Here is a 19,693-nt window from a genome sequence, read left to right as displayed (position 1 = left end):
CGCGGAGGTCCTGCGGAGCGGGGCGGGGCGAGGTGGGGCGGCGGAGGCTCCCCTCAGCCCGTCTTCCGCCCCCACAGGGGACCGACCCGTTGCCAGTCCTCGTCCCACTGCGCCATGCGCCGCCGCTCCATGCGGCCGCGTACCAGCCGTCCGCCGACGAACGGCACACCCGCGACACTCACCCCCATCAGGACGCCCACCAGCACGGCACGCAGTTGGGCCTGGGAGGGCGTGGGGGGCTTGGTGACGAGACGGCCGTCGGCGTCCGTCCAAACGGTCACCGGGGTGCCCCCGGCGCTGCCGACGGGCACCTGGGCCTGACCGGCGTGCGGCGAGCCGTCCGCGGCGGTCCAGTGGACCTTCGCCCAGACCATGTCGGCGTCGTTGGCCGACGCGGTCGACTTCGGCACGTCGTCGTTGAGCAACGCGAGAACGGAGTGCCACTCGGCCCGCTGCCTGGCGAGGCCGTTCTCCACGGACTGCGTCGCCAGCAGACCGGTGAGCACCCCGCCGAGCGCGGTGAGCGCCCAGGCGACCAGCACGATCCAGGCCTCCAGCGCGTCACTGCGACGCCGCAGCGGATTGCGCCGCCATCGCCACAGCCACACCTTCGGAGCCTTCGGACCACGGAATGCCGCCATCGATGGCATCCTCCTCACGACCGCACGGACATGCCACATCGCCCTCCCATACGGGATCGGTCCCTCCGATGCTCACAACGAGTCCCACGACCCGCGCGTTCCAGGAATCCGGCCATCCCTCACCCGGAGGCGCGTCGGCCGGGACGAGACGTCACCGATGACCGACGCCACCCTGCTGACCTGCGGCAATTCGGCGCACAGGGGAGACTGTCGGTGCCGGGGTGCAGACTGGCCGATGTCTGAGACAACGTCGTCGCGGAGGTGGTCGGCATGGCCGAAGTACTGCTCACCGTCGGTACACGAAAAGGGCTGTTCATCGGACGGCGGCGCGGCGCCGCCTGGGAGTTCGACGAGAGTCCGTACTTCAACGCGCAGGCCGTGTACTCGGTCGCGATCGACACCCGCGGCGAGACACCACGGCTGCTCGCCGGAGGGGACAGCGCGCACTGGGGTCCGTCCGTCTTCCACTCCGACGACCTGGGGCGGACATGGACCGAACCGGCGCAGCCTGCCGTCAAGTTCCCCAAGGACACCGGGGCTTCGCTGGAGCGGGTGTGGCAGTTGCACCCGGCGGCGGCCGAGCCTGACGTGGTGTACGCGGGCACGGAGCCGGCCGCTCTGTACCGCTCCGAGGACAGGGGCGAGTCCTTCGAGCTGGTACGGGCCCTGTGGGAGCACCCCACCCGGTCGCAGTGGGTGCCGGGCGGCGGTGGCGAGGGGCTGCACACCGTCCTGACCGACCAGCGCGACCCAGGCGCCGTCACGGTCGCCGTCTCCACGGCGGGGGTGTTCCGTACGCACGACGGCGGGGCGAGCTGGGAGCCGTCCAACTCCGGTGTCTCCGCGGTGTTCCTGCCGGATCCGAACCCGGAGTTCGGTCAGTGCGTGCACAAGATCGCACAGGACGCGGCGACCCCGGACCGGCTCTACCTCCAGAACCACTGGGGTGTGTACCGCAGCGACGACGCGGGCGGCGAGTGGACCGACATCGGCGCGGACCTGCCGTCCACCTTCGGGTTCGCGGTGGCCGCGCATCCGCACCGCGGCGACACGGCGTACGTCTTCCCGATCAACGCGGACGCGGACCGCGTCCCGGCCGACCGGCGCTGTCGTGTCTTTCGCACGCAGGACGCCGGCAGGACCTGGGATCCGCTGACCGCGGGGCTGCCCACGGAGGACCACTACGGCACGGTGCTGCGCGACGCGCTCTGCACGGACGGCGCGGACCCGGCGGGTGTGTACTTCGGCAATCGCAACGGCGAGGTGTACGCGTCGGCGGACGACGGGGACAGCTGGCGGCAACTGGCCTCGCATCTGCCGGACGTGCTGTGCGTACGCGCCGCGGTCGTCGGCTGAGGCCCGGGAGCCGCCCCTGGGAAGACATCCGACGTCGGTCACCCGCCGTGGTGGTGCCGACGCGACGAGTGGCGAATTCACCGCGCCGAAGGGTCCCTTGCGCCGCTGGCGCGCCGCTGCAGGAGGCGCGAGCATGGAGGTAGGGGGATGGCGGTGAAGACGTGACACCTGCGATTCCGGAATCGGGCGAAGGTCCCGGCACAGAGCCCTATATCGGTGCGGAAGAAGCAGCCTCGGACGCGGCGGCGATCGTCACCCTGGCCGGCACGGTGATCGGCTGGACCAGAAGTGCGGAAGAACTCCTCGGCCGTTCGGCCCGCGAGGTCGTCGGAGGCTCCGTCGGCCGTCTCCTCGCCGTGCCCGAAGACCCCTGCCGCGTAGCGGCGATCATGGAGCGCTGCCGTGCGGGCCGGGCCTGGAGCGGAGTGGTCACGCTGTCCCATCGCGACGGCCGTCGTGTCGAAGTGAGTCTGCGGGTTTCCGCGTCGTTCCAGGTCCGCGACGACGAGTGCTTTCTCCTCTCGGCACGGGAGCGCATCACGCGCTGGGCCATGGGGCAGTCCATGCTGGACGGGTTCCTGACCCGTTCGCCCGTGGGCATGGCCATCGTGGACATGGACCTGCGCTGCACCTGGGTCAACAACACCCTGGAGAGCATCGGCGGCATACCGCGTGAGCAGCGTCTGGGCCGGCGCCTGACCGACCTCTTCCCGGGCCTCCACGCGGAGACCCTCGAGGACGTGATGCGCAAGGTACTGCGGACCGGCGAGCCGGTCAGCGACTTCGAGTACCTGGGCTGGAGCTGGGCCGACCCGCATCGGCAGCACGCCTACTCCACGTCGTTCTTCCCCCTGGTGGACGTCGACGGCGCCGTCACGGACATCTGCTACATGGTGCTCGACGTGACCGACCGGTGGAACGCCCGCCAACTGATTTCCATGGTCAACGAAGCCGGCGCCTGTGTGGGCAGCACCCTGGACGTCATGGAGACGGCCCAGGAGCTGGCCGACTTCGCCGTGCCCCGGTTCGCCGACTTCGCCATCGTGGATCTGCTGGAGCCGGTCCTCAGCACCGAGGGGCACGGAACCTGGCTGTCCGACGCGGGTCCGGCCGTGACGGGCCCGGTGATGCGGCGGGCGGGCATGAGTTCCGTCCGGGAGGGGTGTCCGGAGGCGGTCGCCCACGTCGGCGATCCGGTGGACTTCATCCCTCCCCCGCACGATCTCGACCTCCTTGTGAACGGCGAGCCCGTCCTCATACCGGTGCTGAACCCCGACAACCCTCAATGGGCCGTCGATCAGCCGTCCAGGACCTCGAGCATGCGCGAGTTCGGACTTCACTCACTCATCTCCGTGCCGATGCGGGCCCGGGACACCGTCCTCGGCCTCACCACCTTCGTCCGCTCGCGGAACCCGGCTCCCTTCACCTCGGACGACGTACTGCTCGCCCGGGAACTGGTCGCACGAGCGGCCGTCTGTGTCGACAACGCCCGCCGCTACACCCGGGAGCACCACGCCACGCTGACGCTCCAGCGCAGCCTTCTGCCCCATACGCTGGAGGGCGGCATGGCCGTGGACGTGGCCTCCATGTATCTGCCCGCGGACGCCAAGGACGGTGTGGGCGGGGACTGGTTCGATGTCATCCCGTTGTCCGGAGCCCGAGTCGGCCTCGTCGTGGGCGATGTGGTCGGCCACGGTCTGAGTGCGGCCGCCACCATGGGCCGACTGCGGACCGCGGTGCAGACGCTCGCCGACATGGATCTGCCGCCCGACGAGCTCCTGGCCCACCTCGACGACCTGGTGCTCCGCCTCAGCGAGGAGGAGTCCCATGACGCGTCGGCCGACCTGATCCGGACCACGGTGATGGGTGCCACCTGCCTGTACGCCATCTACGACCCGGTCACACGGAACTGCACGCTGGCCCGGGCCGGCCATCCGCCGCCGGTCCTCGTGACTCCGCAGGGCCGGGTCAGCTTCCCGGAACTGCCGGCCGGTCCGCCACTGGGACTGGGTGGACTCCCGTTCGAGGCAGTCGACATCGAACTCGCCGAGAACAGCCTGATCGGCCTCTACACCGACGGCCTCATCGAAGGCGGCGAGCGGGACGTCGACGTCGGAATGGCCCACCTCAGGGAGGCCCTGTGCCCTTGCGATCTCCCGCTCGAGACGCTCTGCGCCAACGTGCGGGGCCTGACCTCCACGCCGCAGTCCGACGACGTCGCGTTCCTCGTGGCGCGCACGCACGCACTCAGCGCCGACCACGTCGCCTCGTGGGACGTGGCCTCCGATCCCGCCGCCGTGGCCGGGGCCCGCGCCCTCGCCACCCGCCAACTCCGTGCATGGGGACTGGAAGAGCTGGCCATGGCGACCGAACTCGTCGTCAGCGAGTTGGTCACCAACGCGGTGCGCTACGCCCCGGGCCCCGTGCGACTGCGGCTGTTGCGCGCATCCCGTCTGATCTGCGAGGTCACCGACACCAGCAACAGCTCCCCGCGGCTGCGGCACGCCCGGACCACCGACGAAGGGGGACGCGGCCTCTTCCTCGTCGCCCAGCTCACCCACCGCTGGGGCACCCGGTACACACACGAGGGAAAGATCATCTGGGCGGAACTGGACTCGTCGGCGCCCGCAGCGCGCTGGTGATGTCGGCGAGGTGGTCCTCGACGGGGCCCAGGGTGATCAAGCCGCTGCCCGCGCCGGCGAGTTCCCCGGCGGCCGGCAGCAGGCGGGTGCGGGCCCGCTCCAGCACGTCCCGGTCGCCGACCTCCAGCGCGACCACGGCCTCCAGGCAGCAGCACGCCTCGTACATCAGGTCGCGCGGCGCCTCCGGGAGCGCGCGCAGCACCGCCCGTGCCTCGGCCCGGCGTCCGGATGCCAGCAAGGCGAAGGGCGCAGCCCAAGGCCGGTACGGGCCCCAGTCCGCCCCCGGGCCGATCTCGACCGGCCCTGGATCGGTGTCGGACCGCGTCCTCCTGCCCTGCACCCGCAGGCACAGCAGGGCGAGCGGGAGAAGCCCACGCTCCAGGCCCGGCATCCCTGCGCCGTCCAGCCGCGCGGCGGCATCCCGGTAGGCGGTCTCGGCACCCGCCGCCGGCCCGGACGCGGCCAGCCGCAACGCCCGGTACCACTGGGTGAAGACGCCCGCGAGCGGCAGCTCGTGGCGCTCGGCCAGCCGGTCCACGGCGGCGGCATGGCGGTCGGCCGCGGCGAAGTCGGCCAGCGCGCCGCGTGCCTGGAGCCGGATGAGGTGACCGAGTACCTCATAGGTCACCAGGTCGTGCCGGGCGGCCAGTTCGACCAGCTCCGCGCCGATCTCGTCACGCCGTGGGGCCAGGCCCGCGCGGGTGAAGGACTGCATGAACGCCCCGTTCAGCGCGAACGCCAGCAGCGCGGGATCGTCGAGACGCCGGGCGATCTCCTCCGCCTCGCGGGCGGCCTGGGGGCCGCGTGGTGCTCGGCTGCCGCGCGTCTCCAGGGCGATCGTGGCCAGCAGGCGGCACCGCGAGGCCTCGTGCGCGTCGCCCGGCGAAGCGGTGAGGGCGCGCTCGGCGGCCTCGACGATCCTTCGGGCCAGCTCCGGATCGTCGCTGCGGGTCCAGATCGCGGGGACGTCGTAGGCGCCGATCACCCGGGCGGTCAGGTCCGGGTCGCCGAACTCCTCCGCCGCCGCGATGGCCTCCATACGGTGCTGCCTGGCGGCCGCGAGCCCACCGCCCCCGGTGACCGCGAGGTTGCGGATCAGGCTCACCGTCGTCTCCAACCGGGCCCGGGCACCGACGGCGACCGTACGGTCGTAGGCCGCCGCCGTCCGTGTCCACAGCCGGGCCGCGGTCGCCGCCGGCCCGGCCGGCGGATCGAGGCCGGGATCCTGGGCGAGGATGTCCGCCTCCAGGCGGCGCAGCCGGGGCCCGGGGTCCACCCCCAGCTGGTCGGCCAGGACCGCCCGGGCTCCGCGCAGCACGCCCAGCGCGTCCCCCTGACGGTCCTGCCGGTACAGCGCCAGCGCCAGCAGCCGCCAGGCGTCCTCGCGCCAGGGGTGAGCGGCGAGGTGTACGTCCAGGTCGGGCACCGCCTCGGCGGCCAGGCCGAGGTCCAGCTGCGTCCGGGCCCGCTGCTCCACCGCCTGGAGCCGCAGCTCGGCGAGGCGGGAGCGCTCGCCCCGGGCCCAGTCCTCGTCCTCGAACTCGGCGTAGGCGGGCCCGCGCCACAGGGCCAGCGCCTCCTCCAGTCGCGGCAGCGCTTGCGTGGCCGGCAGCCGTGCGGCGGCGCCGACGGCCGTCTCGAAGCGCCAGGCGTCCACGGCGTCCGGCTCCGGGCGCAGCGCGTACCCGGGGCCGTCCGTGACCAGCAGCCGGGCGGGGGCCCGGGACGGACGGTCCGGCTCCAGGACGCGTCGCAGCGCGGCGACGAAGGTCTGTACGGCGCCCACGGCGCCGGGCGGGGGATCCGTCCACAGGTCGACGACCAGGTGGGTGACAGGGACGACCCGGCGGCGGGCCACCACCAGCCGCGCCAGCACGGCCCGGTGCCTCGGTCCCTTCAGCGCGAGCGCGCGGCCGTCGCTCTCGGCCACGGTCGGTCCGAGCACACCGAACGCGACCCGCACCCTTCTCGCCTCTCCCGACACCCTCGCCACGGTACTGCGCCGACGACGTGGTGATCCCTTACTGATCACGTGCTGATCAGCTGCTGATTCGCGCCCGGCAGGCTCGTCGTGTCCGTCACCCTCCGCTTCCGCCTTCCAGAAAGGGCGAACCATGGCACCGACCATCCCCGGCTTCGACTACCGGCGCGTCCCCGTCGCCGACGATGTCGCGCTCCACGTCGCCGTCGCCGGATCCGGCAGTCCGATCGTGCTGCTGCACGGTTTCCCGCAGACCCACCTGATGTGGCGGCACGTGGCCGCCGACCTCGCGGCCGATCACACCGTCATCTGTCCCGACCTGCGGGGCTACGGCGCCAGCGACAAGCCCGTCGACACCGGCGCCGACGGGAGCGCGTACGCCAAGCGCACCATGGCCGCCGACGTCGTCTCGCTCGCCCGCGCTCTGGGCCACGAGCGTTTCGCCCTGGCGGGACACGACCGGGGCGCGCTGGTCGCCATCCGCGCCGGCCTCGACCACCCCGAGGCGATCACCCATCTCGCCTCGCTCGACGTGCTGCCCACGCTGGACATGTGGGACGTGATGCACGGCACCGGCGCGGCCGTCGGCTTCCACCTCTACCTGATGGCCCAGCCGCCGGGTCTGCCCGAGCGGATGATCCACGCCGCAGCGGACGTCTTCTTCGGTCATTTCCTCGACGTCTGGACGCGGGACCCGAGGGCGATCCCGGAGGAGATCCGCGCCGCCTACCTGGCGGCTTCCCGCGCGGCAGTCCCTTCCATCGTCGCCGACTACCGTGCCTCGGCCGGCATCGACGTCGAGCACGACCGGGCCGACCGTGCTGCCGGGAACCGGCTGCGGATGCCCGTGGCCGTTCTCCAGCAGGACTGGGGCGCGGCTCTCGGCTTCGACGCCGCCGCGCGGTGGCGCGCCTGGGCACCGGACCTGCGGCACACGACCGTATCCTGCGGTCACTTCATGGCCGAGGAGGCCCCCGCCGACGTCGTCAAGGCCATCAGGGACCTCGTCGCCGACCACTGAGCGGGCCTCCTCACCGAGCACCTGGGCGGATCTCCTCGTAGACACCGTTTCGCCGCGTGCCGGACCCCGCGCGGGGCGAGAATCAGGGGGTGACTGTGCCAGCCGAGACCTCGCCCATGTCGGGGCAGACCGTGTGCGGCAAGGACGGGCGCGGTCCGCTGCGCTCCTTCCTGCAGACCGAGACCGGCAGTGCCGCGGTTCTGCTGGCCGCCACGCTCGCGGCCCTCGCCTGGGCCAACATGGGGCCGGGCACGTACGAGGCCTTCTGGAGCACCGAGCTGTCGGTCCGCCTCGGGGCGGGCGAAGTCTCCCTGGACCTGCGGGAGTGGGTGAACAGCGGGCTGATGACGCTGTTCTTCTTCGTCGTGGGACTCGAGGCGCGCCGGGAGTTCGACCTGGGTGAGTTGCGGGAGCGCAGAAGGGTCACGCTGCCGCTGCTCGCCGGGCTCAGCGGCATGGTCGTGCCGATCGCGATCTACGTGGCTCTCAACGCGGGCCACGACTCCGTGCACGGCTGGGGCGCCGCCATGTCGACCGACACGGCCTTCGCCCTGGGCATGCTCGCCCTCTTCGGGGCACGGCTGCCCGACAGTCTTCGGGTCTTCATCCTCACCATCTCCGTCGTGGACGACTTCCTGGCCCTGGCCGTGATCGCCGTCGCCTACAGCGGCGCCCTGGCCCTGCCCGCGCTGCTGACGGCGCTCGGCCTCTTCGCGGCCGTCGTGCTGGTGCGGCGCACCCTCGGGGTACGGATTCCGGCCCTGTACGCGGTGCTGGGCGCGGCGGTGTGGGTCGCGCTGCTCAAGTCGGGGGTGGACCCGGTCGTGACCGGCCTCGCGATGGGCCTGCTCACCTACGCCTACCCCGCCGAGCGCGTCGACCTGGAACGAGCCAGCCACCTTTTCCGGCGCTTCCGCGAGCAGCCGACACCGGAACTGGAGCGCTCCGTACGGCGCGGGATCGCCTCGACGCTCTCGCCCAACGACCGGCTCACGCGGATGTTCCACCCCTGGACGAGCTATGTGATCGTGCCGCTGTTCGCCCTCGCCAACGCCGGCATCACCATCAGCGCCGGCCAGTTGGCCCATGCCTTCACCTCACCGATCGCCCTCGGCATCCTCCTCGGCTATGTGCTCGGCAAGCCGATCGGCATCATCGGCGCCACCTGGGTCACGACACGCGCCAGCCGCGGGCGGCTGCACCCGCCGGTCGGCTGGGGCGCCATCACCGCGGGGGGCACCCTGGCGGGAGTGGGGTTCACCGTGTCCCTGCTGATCGCGACCCTCGCCTTCGACGGGGCCCGGCTGGCGGAGGCGAAGATCGGCATCCTCGCCGCCGTGGTGTGCGCGTTCCTCCTCACCTGGCTGGTCACCTCGGTGATCGGCGCCCTTCCCAAGCGCTCCCGTGTCCGGGCCCTCCTCGGTACGGGCACGACCATCGTCGACCTCAGCGACCCCGTGGACGTGGACCGCGACCACGTACGCGGCCCGCTGGAGGCGCCCGTGACGCTCGTCGAGTACGGGGACTTCGAGTGTTCGTACTGCGGCCTGGCCGAGCCCGTGGTGCGCGAGCTGCTCGCCGACTTCGGCGACGTGCGCTACGTGTGGCGGCATCTGCCGCTGACCGACGTCCATCCGAACGCCCAGTTCGCCGCGGAGGCCGCCGAGGCCGCGGCCCACCAGGACGGGTACTGGGAGATGCACGATCTGCTGATGCAGCACCAGGGTGACCTGCGGCCGAAGGACCTGCTCCGCTACGCCGAGGAGATCGGCCTCGACACCGAACGCTTCCGCAAGGATCTCCGCGAAGGCAGGGGGACGGCCCGGGTCGCGGCGGACGTGGAGTCCGCCGACCTCAGTGGTGTCTCGGGCACCCCGACGTTCTTCGTCAACGGCCGCCGCCACTACGGCGCCTACGACATCGCCTCGCTGTCGGCGGCGGTGCGCGCCGCGCGGCAACGGGCGGCGCTTCAAGGGGTCGGCCGACAGGACTGAGCCCCGATCAGGGCGAGGCCGTACGCTTCAGGGCGTCTCGCGGACACCCTCGAACAGGTCGCTCTCCCGTGTGCCACCGATCCACGGCGGGTGGGCCCGTACGTATTCCTCGACCCGGCCCACGTCCCCGGACAGGCTGAAGAGCCTCAGCAGCGCCGCGGCGTCCGCCTGGCCGGCGTGGGCCGCCAGGGCCCGCACCGCTTTCGGACTCGAGAGCGACACGGCGATGTAGTACAGCTTCGGCAGGCTCCGCGGGTGCCGGCCGCCCTCCTCGCCGGGAAGTCCACCGGACCGCTTGATCCGCTCGAAGGCGGCGCCGGTCAGCTCGTGCGTACGGACATGATCGGGATGGTACGAGAACCCGTTGGGCGGATACGTCACGACCACATCCGGCCGGTACTCCCGCATGAGCGCCTCGAGCCGCCGGACGACCTGTTCGCCCTCCATCCTGCTGAACGCGCGCGGATCGATGTCGTCCGCCGAGTCGGGCACGCCGGAGTCGGGGTAGTCCAACGGGACCAGGTCACTGACGCCGAGCGCGGCTCCCGACGCGGCGAGCTCGCGGGAGCGCCGTGCGGCGACCTGCGCCGGCTCGTGGTCGCGGTTCCCGGGCTTGCTGCTGTCGGCTCCGTCGCCCTGCGCACCGTCGGTGCAGGTGACGAGAACCGTACGAACCCCGGCGGCCGCGTATCGGGCGAGCGTGCCGCCCGTCTGGCCGGCCTCGTCGTCCGGATGCGCGTGGAGGACCATCAGTGTCGGCCGCCGGGTCTGCGGTGCGGTCATGACATGGACCCGTCCGTCAGCGGCCCACCCCACCCGAGGCCGCCTTCCTCGGTTCGTCCGCTGTGCCGCTCAAGACGCGTTCCTCGGCCCGCTCTTCAGGGCCCCGTCGAGGGGTCGGCGGGGTCCTGGGAGGTTCGCGCACCCGCTTCGATACTTCCTTTGATGCCGAGTTTTCTGCGTGCCCGCTGGTAGAACGTCGTACCGCCCAGGCGCACGACATGAGCCGCCGCGGGACATGCCGACACGGTGACCCGGTCGCCCGCGTCGAGGTAGCCGAGTACCTCGCCATCGACCTCGACCGCCAGTCGCCCGGTCGTGGGGAGCAGTTCGAGGGTGACGTCCTCGTCCGCGGGCAGCGCGAGCGCCCGGTCGAACGACGAGTGCGCGCTGGCGGGGACGACCAGGATGGCTTCCACCCGGGGCGAGAGGATCGGGCCGCCCGCGGCGAAGCTGTACGCCGTGGATCCGGTCGAGGTGGAGACCACGACGGCGTCGGCGGCGTAGCGGATGAACTCCTCGCCCTGGAGCCGGATCGCGATGGCGGCCATGCCGCTGCCGGGTACCCGTACGAGGGCGATGTCGTTGAACGCACGGACCTCGCGCCCGTCCGGGAGGCGCGTTCGTACGGCCATCCGGGCCTCGGTGGTGAACTGGCCGCTGTCGATCCGGTCCAGCGCCGGCTGGAGCTCGTCGACATCGATCTCCGCGAGGAAGCCCAGCCGGCCCAGGTTGACGCCGAGCACCGGAGTGGCGCTTCCGGACAGCAGCCTCATGGAACGGAGCATGGTCCCGTCCCCGCCGAGGCTGACGATCAGATCGGCCCGGGCGACGAGATCCTGATCCGGTACGGCCACGGCGCTGCAGGCGATACGGCCGACCTCGTCCGGCAGCCCCAGCACCTCGGCATCGTTCTTGCGGGCCCACTGCACGACCGACTCGATGACCGGTCCCGGATTGCGCCGGGGATGCAGGATCAGGCCGATCGATCCGATCAGACCCATGAGAGGGTTCCCTTCCGTCGAGACGCCATGTCCAAGTAGTCCATCATTGCCCGACGAGGGGCACTTCCGACCGATGCGGCACGGAATGCAGCCTGGACGACTCATACGGAAGGGGTCGGCAGCGGACCGGCGCCGACCGCGGGGAGCGCGGCGCCGTCGAGGTGCCGCCGCGCCGGTCCCCGCCCCCGGCTCAGGCCTGGTACGGCTGCTGGGGCTGCTGCGGCTGGCCGTACTGCTGGGCGGCGTGCGCGCTCGCGGCCTGCGCCTGCAGCTGCTCCGCCTGCTCCTTGGTCGCCTTCTGCTCCGCGCCGCAGAAAGTGCACTGCGTCGCGTACTTCGACGAGATCGGGAACAGCGGCACGAAGAACAGCGTGAACTTCGTGACACGCTTGCGGAGCGTGTGCGCCGAGGGATTGCCGCAGCGGCCACACACCAGCGTCAGTATCGCGAGCTGGTACAGGTATCCCCTGGTGCCAAAAATGATCATACTGTTGGTCCCTCCCGGGTCGGTGCGGACGAGCTGCGGAGTGCAGTCGCGGAGCACAGTCTCATGCACGTCGACGGGTTCGGCGATGGCGGGGTTGCACGATGCCGCCCGAGAATCCGCTGGGAGCTCGGTGGCCGCCACTCCTGGGGCAGAGTCGCGGTGACGGCCGGCGCGGCGGCTGACGCTCCGTCACGGCCTCACCGAAGACGGTCAGATCGGGTTCGTCGTCCACGACAGTGGCGAGTCCCACGCCCTCCGGCGGGCACCGCCGCGCACCGGTGCCCGCCCCGTCCCTGCCCACAGGGCCCGTACGCGCCCCGGAACCCGCCCGTCGCACGAGATCCGGTGGCCGCTCTACGGCAGGCGCCAGTCCACCGGCTGCACGCCCTGCCTCTCCAACAGCTCGTTGGCCCGGCTGAAGGGACGCGAGCCGAAGAAGCCGCGATCGGCCGACATCGGTGAGGGGTGCGCGGACTCGATCGCCGGGAGATCCCCGAGCAGCGGCCGCAGATTGCGCGCGTCACGCCCCCACAGGATCGACACCAGCGGCTTCTCCCGCGCGACCAGCGCCCGGATCGCCTGCTCCGTGACCTCTTCCCAGCCCTTGCCCCGGTGCGCCGCGGGCTGGCGGGGCGCCGTCGTCAGCGCCCTGTTGAGCAGCAGCACTCCCTGCTCGGTCCAGGGCGTCAGATCGCCGTTGGACGGCCTGGGCAGCCCCAGGTCCGCGTGCAGTTCCCGGAAGATGTTCTCCAGGCTGCCCGGCAGCGAACGCACCTCGGGTGACACGGCGAAACTCAGCCCGATGGCCATCCCCGGCGTGGGATAAGGATCCTGGCCGACGATCAACACGCGGACGTCGTCGAACGGCTGTTGGAAGGCCCGTAGGACATTCGCCCCGGCCGGCAGATAGGTCCGGCCCGCCGCTATCTCGGCCCGGAGGAAGTCCCCCATGGCGGCGATTCGTTCGGCCGCAGGTTCCAGAGCCTTCGCCCAGCCTGCTTCGATGAGTTCATGCAAGGGTCGTGGTGCCACGACGTGCCACTCTACTGGCACGCGCCGTGACGCATTCCTACGGATTCATGCGGCCGAGCCCCGCGCGCGGACCCGCCCCTCGGCGCTAGTCTTCCTCCGCGCCGAGACCATCGAGCCGGTCCAGCCGATCACCCAACCGATCGCCCAGTCGGCCGGTCAGCAGAGAGGAGGGGAGCCTGTTGCGTCCCTCCCACGCGTCGGCCGGTGTGCTGGCGGTGGACTCGGGTGGCTCGGGGCTGCGGGCGGCGCTGGCCGTGCGCGGGCATGTCGTCGGCGTTCCACTGACCTCCAAGGAGCCGGTCCGCACCGGCCCGCGCGGCATCGACGCCGGACATCTGCTGGAGCAACTGCTCCCGATGGCCCGGGAGTTGTTGGCCGCCACCGGGACGGACGAGCTCGGGGCCGTCGCCGTCGGAGCGGCGGGGCTCGCCACCCTCGGCGACGCACTGCGTGCCGAGCTGCCCTCCGCGCTGGAGCGCGAACTCGGGGTGCGGCGGCTCGCGTTGGCCGCCGACGCGGTGACCGCGTACGTGGGCGCGCTCGGCCCCCGGCCGGGCGCGGTGATCGCCGCGGGCACCGGCATGATCGCGGTCGGCACCGATCTGGGCAGCTGGCGCAGGGCCGACGGCTGGGGCCATCTGCTCGGCGACTGCGGCGGTGGGGCGTGGATCGGTCGCGCCGGGCTCGAAGCGGCCCTGCGGGCCTTCGACGGGCGCCCCGGCGGGTCGGCGGAGCTGCTGGCGCGGGCCGAGGAGATGTTCGGGCCGGTGACCGGGTTGCCGGGCAAGCTGTATCCACGCACCGACCGGCCCGCCGTACTCGCCTCCTTCGCGCCCGAAGTGGCCGCGTGCGCCGCGTCCGCCGCCGGCGACCCCGTCGCGCGCGAGGTGCTGCGCTCCGCCGCCCGGCACCTGGCCGACTCCGCGGCCGCCGTCTGCCCGGACACCGGGGAGGACCGGGTCACCCTCACCGGGGGCCTGTTCAAGATGGGCGACCCCCTCCTCGTACCGCTGCGCACGGAGTTGACGCAGCGGTTGCCGCACGCCCGGCAGGTACCGGCCGCGGGCACCCCGCTGGACGGCGCCGTACGTATCGCCGTCGACCTGGCGAGCGACCGGCTCACGCTCCCCCGCGACGAACACATGCTTTACGTGATAACCGAAAAGGGCACAACCTCGCCATCCGTCCCCCGAGAGGCGGATTCATCCACCCTGTCGGACAAGTGAAGTTGACTCCCGCACCGGTCGCCACAGGAGCACCACGGCACCGGCAAGTCCAGCCACACCGATCATTTCTGATCCACGCGTAACTCATCAGACAAAAGGGGACGGATACCGCTCACCTGCACCCTCCCCGAACAGGGGAGCCCAAGAAACCAGTAACATGCGTCGCCATGAGCTCCCCCACTGGGCCCGCGTCCGGCCTGCCAGTACGAATGCCGCGACCTCGCCAGCCCGGGCGGCACCGCCGACCCGAGCCGCTGGCGGCTCCCGAGGGCGCGCCTGCGCTCGTCCTCGCGGTGCCGGGCACCTCCAGCGCGGCCACGCGCAGCCTCGCCGAGGAGGTCGTGAGCATCGCGCGCTCCGAGCTGCCCGGCCTCGACGCCCGCATCGGGTACCTCGACGGGGACGACGCCGAGTTCCCCACGCTGCAGTCCGTGCTCACGCGTGCCGCCGAGGAGCGCACCGCCCGCTATGAGCAGGCCCGTGCCGCCGGTGCGGACGTGACCGAGCCCGACGGCCCCGTCGCCGTCGTGGTGCCCCTGCTCGCCGGCCCGGACAACGCGCTGCTGCGCCGGGTCCGCCAGGCCGTCATGGAGAGCCGGATCGCGGCCGACCTGACCGACGTTCTCGGCCCCCACCCGCTGCTCGCGGAGGCGCTGCACGTGCGTCTGTCCGAGGCGGGTCTGGCGCGCGCCGACCGTGCCCGGCTGTTCACCGTGGCCACGGCCGCCGACGGCATCATCCTCGCCTCCGTGGGCGGCGAGGAGGCCGTACAGGCGGCCGGGATCACCGGCATGCTGCTCGCCGCGCGGCTCGCCGTGCCGGTGATGGCGGCGGCGCTGGACGAGGAGGGCGCTATCGCGGCCACCGCCGAGCAGCTGCGCGGCTCGGGTTCCCAGCAGCTCGCCCTGGCTCCGTACCTGATCGGACCGGAGATCGACGCCGGTCTGCTGGACGCGGCCGCCAAGGAGGCGGGCTGCTCCGCCGCCGAGGCGCTCGGCCCGTACCCGGCGATCGGCAAGCTCGCGCTGGCCAAGTACACGACGGCGCTGGGCATCGCCCCGCAGCAGCCGCAGGGCGCGCCGGTCCGCTGACCGCCCAGGCACCACCCCTCGCACGTCGAAGGGCCCGCTCCTCGCACGGGAGCGGGCCCTTCTGTCGTCGGCTCTCTCGTACGTCGGCGGCTCGCGCGTCGTTAGCGGGCCACCGCCGGGCGGGTCAGCCGAAGACCACGCAGGACGCCGCCGGAACCTCCACCGAGCCGCCCCGTCGCGGCACCCCCGTGTCCGGGTCGACCGCGAACCAGGTCACGTCCCCCGAGCGCTCGTTGGCGGCGTACAGGAAGCGCCCCGAGGGGTCGAGGGCCAGCGCGCGCGGCCAGGTGCCGCCGCAGGGCACCGTGGCGACCAGCCGCAGCCCTTCGCCCACCGCGTCGGGCGTGAGCACGGAGACGACGTCCTGGCCGCGGGTGGCGGTCCACACGAAGCGCCCGTCGGGCGACACCACGATGCCCGAGGGGTATGCGTCACCGTCCGGGACCCTCGAGAGCACCGGCGTCTCCCCGACGGGACGCAGAGAGCCTTCCTGGGGGCTCCAGCGGCAGACGGTGACCGTGGGAGCGAGTTCGTTGAGAACGTACGCGTGTTCGCCGCGTGGGTGGAAGACCAGGTGGCGGGGCCCGGAGCCGGGGCGCAGCGCGATCTCGCGGTGCAGCGTGAGCCGGCCGGCGTCCAGGGCGCACACCCGCACGGAGTCCGTGCCGAGGTCGACGCTGACGGCCCAGCGCCCGCTGGGGTCGGGCTGTACCTGGTGGGCGTGCGGGCTCTGCTGACGCCGGGTGTGCGGGCCGCGGCCCTGGTGCTGGAGCACGCTGGAGGCGGCGCCGACGAGCGCGCCGTCGTCGCGCACGGGCAGGGCGGTGACGCTGCCGGAGCCGTAGTTGGCGGTCAGGACGTGTCCCGCGAACACGCTGAGGTGCGTGGGGCCGCTGCCTCCGACGGAGACCAACGGCCCGGCGGGCTTCGGCTCGTCGCCGTCCACGCGGTACGCGGCCACCGCGCCGTCGGCCGTCTCGCTGACCGCGTAGAGCATGTCGCGGGCGGGCGACAGGGCGAGGTACGAGGGATCGGGCACGCCGTCCACCGCGCTCAGGAGGGTCAGCGCGCCGCTGCCGCGGTCCACGGCCGCGGTGAGGACGCCGGGGCCTCCCGCCGCCGTGAACGAGCCGATGAACGCCCGCTGTTCCCGCGTGCCGCCGTCTGCCACTGCCGTTCCCCTCTCGGTCCCACGCTGTCCGGGGCCGACGGTAGCAGTCGGCGACCAACGGTCTAGACCAAGGTCCCGCCCGTCTCCCCGAGCGCCCGTGCGCGCGCCTCCGGGTGGTGGACGTACGCGGGATGCTGTTCCACGGTCTCGTAGGTGCGGTGGAAGACGGGTGTGGCGCTGCCGGAGATGGGCGGCACGATCCACGACCAGTCCGCGCCGACCCGGCGGCCCTTGCGCTCCTCGCGGCCGAGGTGGGTGAGGAAGCGCCGGGACTCGGTGTGGTGGTCGGCGACGGTGACGCCCGCGCGGTCGAAGGAGTGCAGGACGGAGCGGTTGAGTTCGACGAGCACGCGGTCCTTCCACAGCGAGCGGTCGGTGCGGGTGTCGAGGCCGAGGCGGTCGGCGAGGTACGGCAGAAGGTTGTAGCGGTCGGTGTCGGCAAGGTTGCGGGCGCCTATCTCGGTGCCCATGTACCAGCCGTTGAACGGGGCCGCCGGGTAGCAGATGCCGCCGATTTCCAGGCACATGTTGGCGAGCGCGGGCACGGCGTGCCAGCGCAGTCCGAGCGAACGCCACCAGGTGTACTCGGGGTGGGCGAGCTCCACTTCGAGCACCGCGTCCTTGGGCAGCGTGAACCAGCGGGGTGGGTCGTCGGGCCTGCCGTCGGCGCCCTGGATCACCAGCGGCAGGACGTCGAACGGGGTGCCGGGGCCGCCGGGCCAGCCGAGCCGCCGGGCCAGCGCGGTGAGACCCGCGTTGCGCGGATCGCCGGTCACGCCACCGTCCGGGCGGGCGTAACCGGCGTACCGGATGAGCTGTTCGTTCCAGATCCGTGGCCCTGGGCGCCCCGGCCGGTCGGGCGCGAAGACGGTGATGAGCGCCCTGATCCGGCCCTCGCCTGCGGCCTCCCGCAGATGGTCCGCCGACGCCTCGGCGACGTCCTCGGCCGTCCGCACGTCCCTGCGGTCACGGACGCACAGGGAGCGCCAGTACAGGCGCCCGATGCAGCGGTTGGCGTTGCGCCAGGCGACGCGGGCACCGAAGGCGAGCTCCTCGGTGGTGTGGCGGTACGTGCCGGTCTCCGCGATCTCGGCCCGCGCGGCGGCGATGCGCCGGGCCGGATCGCCGAGGCGCTCCTCGGTGTGGCGGAGGGTGAGGAACTCGGCGGCGGCGCGCAGCAGTGCGTACGGCGGGGAGTCGTCGTGCGACGTCGGGGCGTCGGACCGGCCCGGCACGGGTGTCAGGCGCCCGCCGAGACCCGGGACGGACGGCTGCGTCCGCCGGGATCCGCCGGCGGACGGCGATGCGGTCGGGGTCGCGCCGCGGTCCCTGCGACCTGCCGGAACACGGTCCAGCCAGCCGCCCGGCCCCTCGGCCCACGGCGCCGGGTGCCACGCGCTCCCGTCGTCGCCGAAACGCTCTCCCTGTCCGGTTCCTCGCGGGAAGTCCCGCATGGTGCCACCCCCAAGAGGCTTGGCCCGCGGGCCGCTCCCGCGCGGTCCGCGGGTTCCGTGCGTCCGATAGCCGCGGGGTTACCCCGCCCGGGCGGTGATCCACCCTCTACGTGGCCCGTGCACGTGCCTCGCGCGTGTCAGACGCGAACGGGGTCCGAAGCACGGGGGTGCAGAAGGGGCGCGGCGAGTTCGGCGAGTGCCCGCTCGAGCCCGTGCAGGTGTGCGAGCACCGGCTCTTCCAGGTGAGGTGTTCCGGCCTGGACCGTGATCCGCCGCGGTTCGGGTGAGGTGAGTGCCTCGACGGCCCTCTCGACGCGCTCGCAGGCGACGGTGAGGCGGTGGTCGCAGGAGGCCACGGGGTCCGACGCGATGGCGGCGAGGCCCCGTACTTCCCGCGCGCAGGTGTTCAGCGCCGCGAGTACCTGGCGCGCCCTGCGGCCACGGGCGCGCAGGGGATTGAGGGGGTGCAGCAGGGGCGTGAGCGAGAGCCGCACCTTGTTCAGCACCGTCTCCAGCTCCGCGACGCGTGCCGCGGGGTCGGCGGCGGAGGAGCCGTTCAGACGGGCCGCGGCCTCGGTCGTGCAGGCGTGGACGCACTGGATCGCCCGTACGATCCAGGCGTCCGTCGTGGCGTGCGTGGTGATCGGCAGCACGAGCAGCACCGCCAGCGCGGCGCCGATCGCCCCGATGCCGGTCTCCGCCAGCCGCAGCACGACCAGGTGCTGGTCCAGCACGCCGAACATCCCGTACAGCAGCTCGGCCATCACCGTCACCGCGAGCATCATCCAGGTGTACGAGACCGCGGCGCTGTAGAAGATGACGAACACACACACGGCGAGCAGGATCACGGTCGGTACGGGCGCCCCGTGCAGGGGGACGACGACCGAGGCCCCGAGGGCGATGCCGATCACCGTTCCGAGGACCCGGCGGTAGCCGCGGATCAGGGTCTCGCCGCGCGAGGTGGTGTTGACGAAGATCCACCAGGCGGCGCCGACGGCCCAGTACCAGCGCTCCTGGGACAGCAGGCTTCCGACGCCCAGGGCGAAGGCGGCGGCCACGACGGCCTGGACCGCCTGGCGGGTGGTGGGACGGGCGAGGCCCCGGCCGGCCGAGGGGGCGGGCGCCCCGGCGGGCGGCATCCGGCGCTCGTAGCACCACAGTCCGAATCGGACCGCCGAGGACGCGAGGAGGGCGAGCAGTACGGCGACGTACAGCTCGGGCAGTCGCGCCGGCACCGTGCGCAGGAACTGCGCCATGAAGAAGGCCATGAACCCGAAGACGCCGAGGGCATGGCCGCGCGCGCCCCAGCGCCGGGCGTACACACCGGCGCCGACGACGGCGAGGAAGGCCGCGCCCCGCGCCGCCGGGTGGTCGTGCAGGGTGGCCGCGAGAGCCAGGACAGGAAGGCCCACCGCGGGCAGCAGCGCCGTCGTCACCAGTTGTCCGCGCACCGTGGCGTCGGTGACCGTGAAGAGGGCGAGCAGCGCCGCGAGTCCTCCCGCGACCGCACCCGCGAGGGAGGAACCGGTGACGCCGCACAGGGCCACCGCCAGGCCGATGCCGAGGACGGCCCGGAGGGCGCCGCGCAGCCGCAGCCGGCCCGGGTCCGGCGCCACGAACACCCTCTTCAGCACTGATTCCCCGCCCCTTGAGCTCAGCCTGTACTTCAGGCATGCAAAAGGCGCCGCGGGGGTCCCGCAGCGCCATCGACCTGCCCATCAGAGCATCATCGGGGCTGTTGGCTCAAGTGGACTCCGGAGCACTGAGCCATTGGCACAGTCACCGAGCGGAGAGGGGAGCCATGCGGATGCCA

The 19,693-nt window shown here is 72.7% G+C and carries 14 protein-coding genes and 1 pseudogene; 6 read left to right on the top strand and 9 right to left on the bottom strand.

Annotated elements, in window-relative coordinates; translation table 11 throughout:
* Window positions 1-53: 53 nt before the first annotated feature.
* Window positions 54-641 (bottom strand): Rv1733c family protein, encoded by a 588-nt coding sequence (locus ACZ7M3_RS01655; RefSeq protein WP_472059937.1) that lies wholly within the window; start codon window positions 639-641, stop codon window positions 54-56.
* A gap of 270 nt (window positions 642-911) precedes the next feature.
* Here ACZ7M3_RS01655 and ACZ7M3_RS01650 point away from each other — a divergent pair, with 270 nt between their 5' ends.
* Together ACZ7M3_RS01650 and ACZ7M3_RS01645 are read left to right on the top strand one after the other, a co-directional pair.
* Window positions 912-1,997 carry a WD40/YVTN/BNR-like repeat-containing protein gene (locus ACZ7M3_RS01650; RefSeq protein ID WP_472059936.1) on the top strand — a complete coding sequence of 362 codons (1,086 nt, stop codon included), beginning with the start codon at window positions 912-914 and terminating at the stop codon, window positions 1,995-1,997.
* Between the two features lie 161 nt (window positions 1,998-2,158).
* Entirely contained in the window at window positions 2,159-4,639 is a 2,481-nt protein-coding gene (locus ACZ7M3_RS01645) for a SpoIIE family protein phosphatase (RefSeq protein WP_472059935.1), read from the top strand.
* On the opposite strand, the gene ACZ7M3_RS01640 is transcribed toward ACZ7M3_RS01645, so the two are convergent.
* Window positions 4,593-6,602, bottom strand: a complete 2,010-nt coding sequence (locus ACZ7M3_RS01640; RefSeq protein ID WP_472060988.1) for an AfsR/SARP family transcriptional regulator — start codon at window positions 6,600-6,602, stop codon at window positions 4,593-4,595. The genes ACZ7M3_RS01645 and ACZ7M3_RS01640 overlap by 47 nt on opposite strands.
* A 151-nt stretch (window positions 6,603-6,753) precedes the next feature.
* Here ACZ7M3_RS01640 and ACZ7M3_RS01635 point away from each other — a divergent pair, with 151 nt between their 5' ends.
* Both ACZ7M3_RS01635 and nhaA read left to right on the top strand, forming a co-directional pair.
* A complete protein-coding gene (locus ACZ7M3_RS01635; protein WP_472059934.1) occupies window positions 6,754-7,641 on the top strand; it encodes an alpha/beta fold hydrolase in 888 nt (295 codons plus the stop codon).
* A 116-nt stretch (window positions 7,642-7,757) separates the two neighbouring features.
* The gene (gene nhaA, locus ACZ7M3_RS01630; RefSeq protein WP_472060987.1) at window positions 7,758-9,635 is read left to right on the top strand and encodes a Na+/H+ antiporter NhaA; all 1,878 of its coding nucleotides are present in this window, start codon (window positions 7,758-7,760) and stop codon (window positions 9,633-9,635) included.
* A gap of 332 nt (window positions 9,636-9,967) precedes the next feature.
* On the opposite strand, the pseudogene ACZ7M3_RS01625 reads toward nhaA, so the two are convergent.
* The 4 genes and pseudogenes from ACZ7M3_RS01625 to ACZ7M3_RS01610 all read right to left on the bottom strand — a co-directional run.
* A pseudogene (locus tag ACZ7M3_RS01625) lies at window positions 9,968-10,418 on the bottom strand (PIG-L deacetylase family protein); the annotation flags it as partial.
* Window positions 10,419-10,513: 95 nt separating this feature from the next.
* A complete protein-coding gene (locus ACZ7M3_RS01620; protein ID WP_450479700.1) occupies window positions 10,514-11,419 on the bottom strand; it encodes an NAD(+)/NADH kinase in 906 nt (301 codons plus the stop codon).
* Window positions 11,420-11,609: 190 nt separating this feature from the next.
* A complete protein-coding gene (locus tag ACZ7M3_RS01615; RefSeq protein ID WP_095858264.1) occupies window positions 11,610-11,906 on the bottom strand; it encodes a zinc-ribbon domain-containing protein in 297 nt (98 codons plus the stop codon).
* A 354-nt stretch (window positions 11,907-12,260) separates the two neighbouring features.
* The gene (locus tag ACZ7M3_RS01610; protein WP_472059933.1) at window positions 12,261-12,938 is read right to left on the bottom strand and encodes a uracil-DNA glycosylase; all 678 of its coding nucleotides are present in this window, start codon (window positions 12,936-12,938) and stop codon (window positions 12,261-12,263) included.
* A 179-nt stretch (window positions 12,939-13,117) separates the two neighbouring features.
* Here ACZ7M3_RS01610 and ACZ7M3_RS01605 point away from each other — a divergent pair, with 179 nt between their 5' ends.
* Window positions 13,118-14,164, top strand: coding sequence for an N-acetylglucosamine kinase (locus tag ACZ7M3_RS01605; protein WP_472059932.1), 1,047 nt, complete (start codon window positions 13,118-13,120; stop codon window positions 14,162-14,164).
* A gap of 167 nt (window positions 14,165-14,331) precedes the next feature.
* Window positions 14,332-15,255: a sirohydrochlorin chelatase gene (locus ACZ7M3_RS01600; RefSeq protein ID WP_095856132.1), complete on the top strand. Its 924-nt coding sequence runs from the start codon at window positions 14,332-14,334 to the stop codon at window positions 15,253-15,255.
* A 124-nt stretch (window positions 15,256-15,379) separates the two neighbouring features.
* Here the strand turns inward: ACZ7M3_RS01600 and ACZ7M3_RS01595 are convergent, their stop codons facing one another.
* The 3 genes from ACZ7M3_RS01595 to ACZ7M3_RS01585 all read right to left on the bottom strand — a co-directional run bounded on the left by ACZ7M3_RS01595 (window position 15,380) and on the right by ACZ7M3_RS01585 (window position 19,514).
* Entirely contained in the window at window positions 15,380-16,426 is a 1,047-nt protein-coding gene (locus ACZ7M3_RS01595; protein WP_472059931.1) for a lactonase family protein, read from the bottom strand.
* 62 nt (window positions 16,427-16,488) lie between these two features.
* Window positions 16,489-17,661, bottom strand: a complete 1,173-nt coding sequence (locus ACZ7M3_RS01590) for a nitric oxide synthase oxygenase (RefSeq protein ID WP_472059930.1) — start codon at window positions 17,659-17,661, stop codon at window positions 16,489-16,491.
* Window positions 17,662-18,017: 356 nt separating this feature from the next.
* Entirely contained in the window at window positions 18,018-19,514 is a 1,497-nt protein-coding gene (locus tag ACZ7M3_RS01585; protein WP_472059929.1) for an FUSC family protein, read from the bottom strand.
* Window positions 19,515-19,693 lie beyond the last annotated feature (179 nt).

The sequence above is a fragment of the Streptomyces sp. NPDC111656 genome (genome assembly GCF_055656965.1).
The sequence above is the reverse complement of the archived record's forward strand: the minus strand, read 5'-3'. Positions and strand labels throughout refer to the sequence as shown.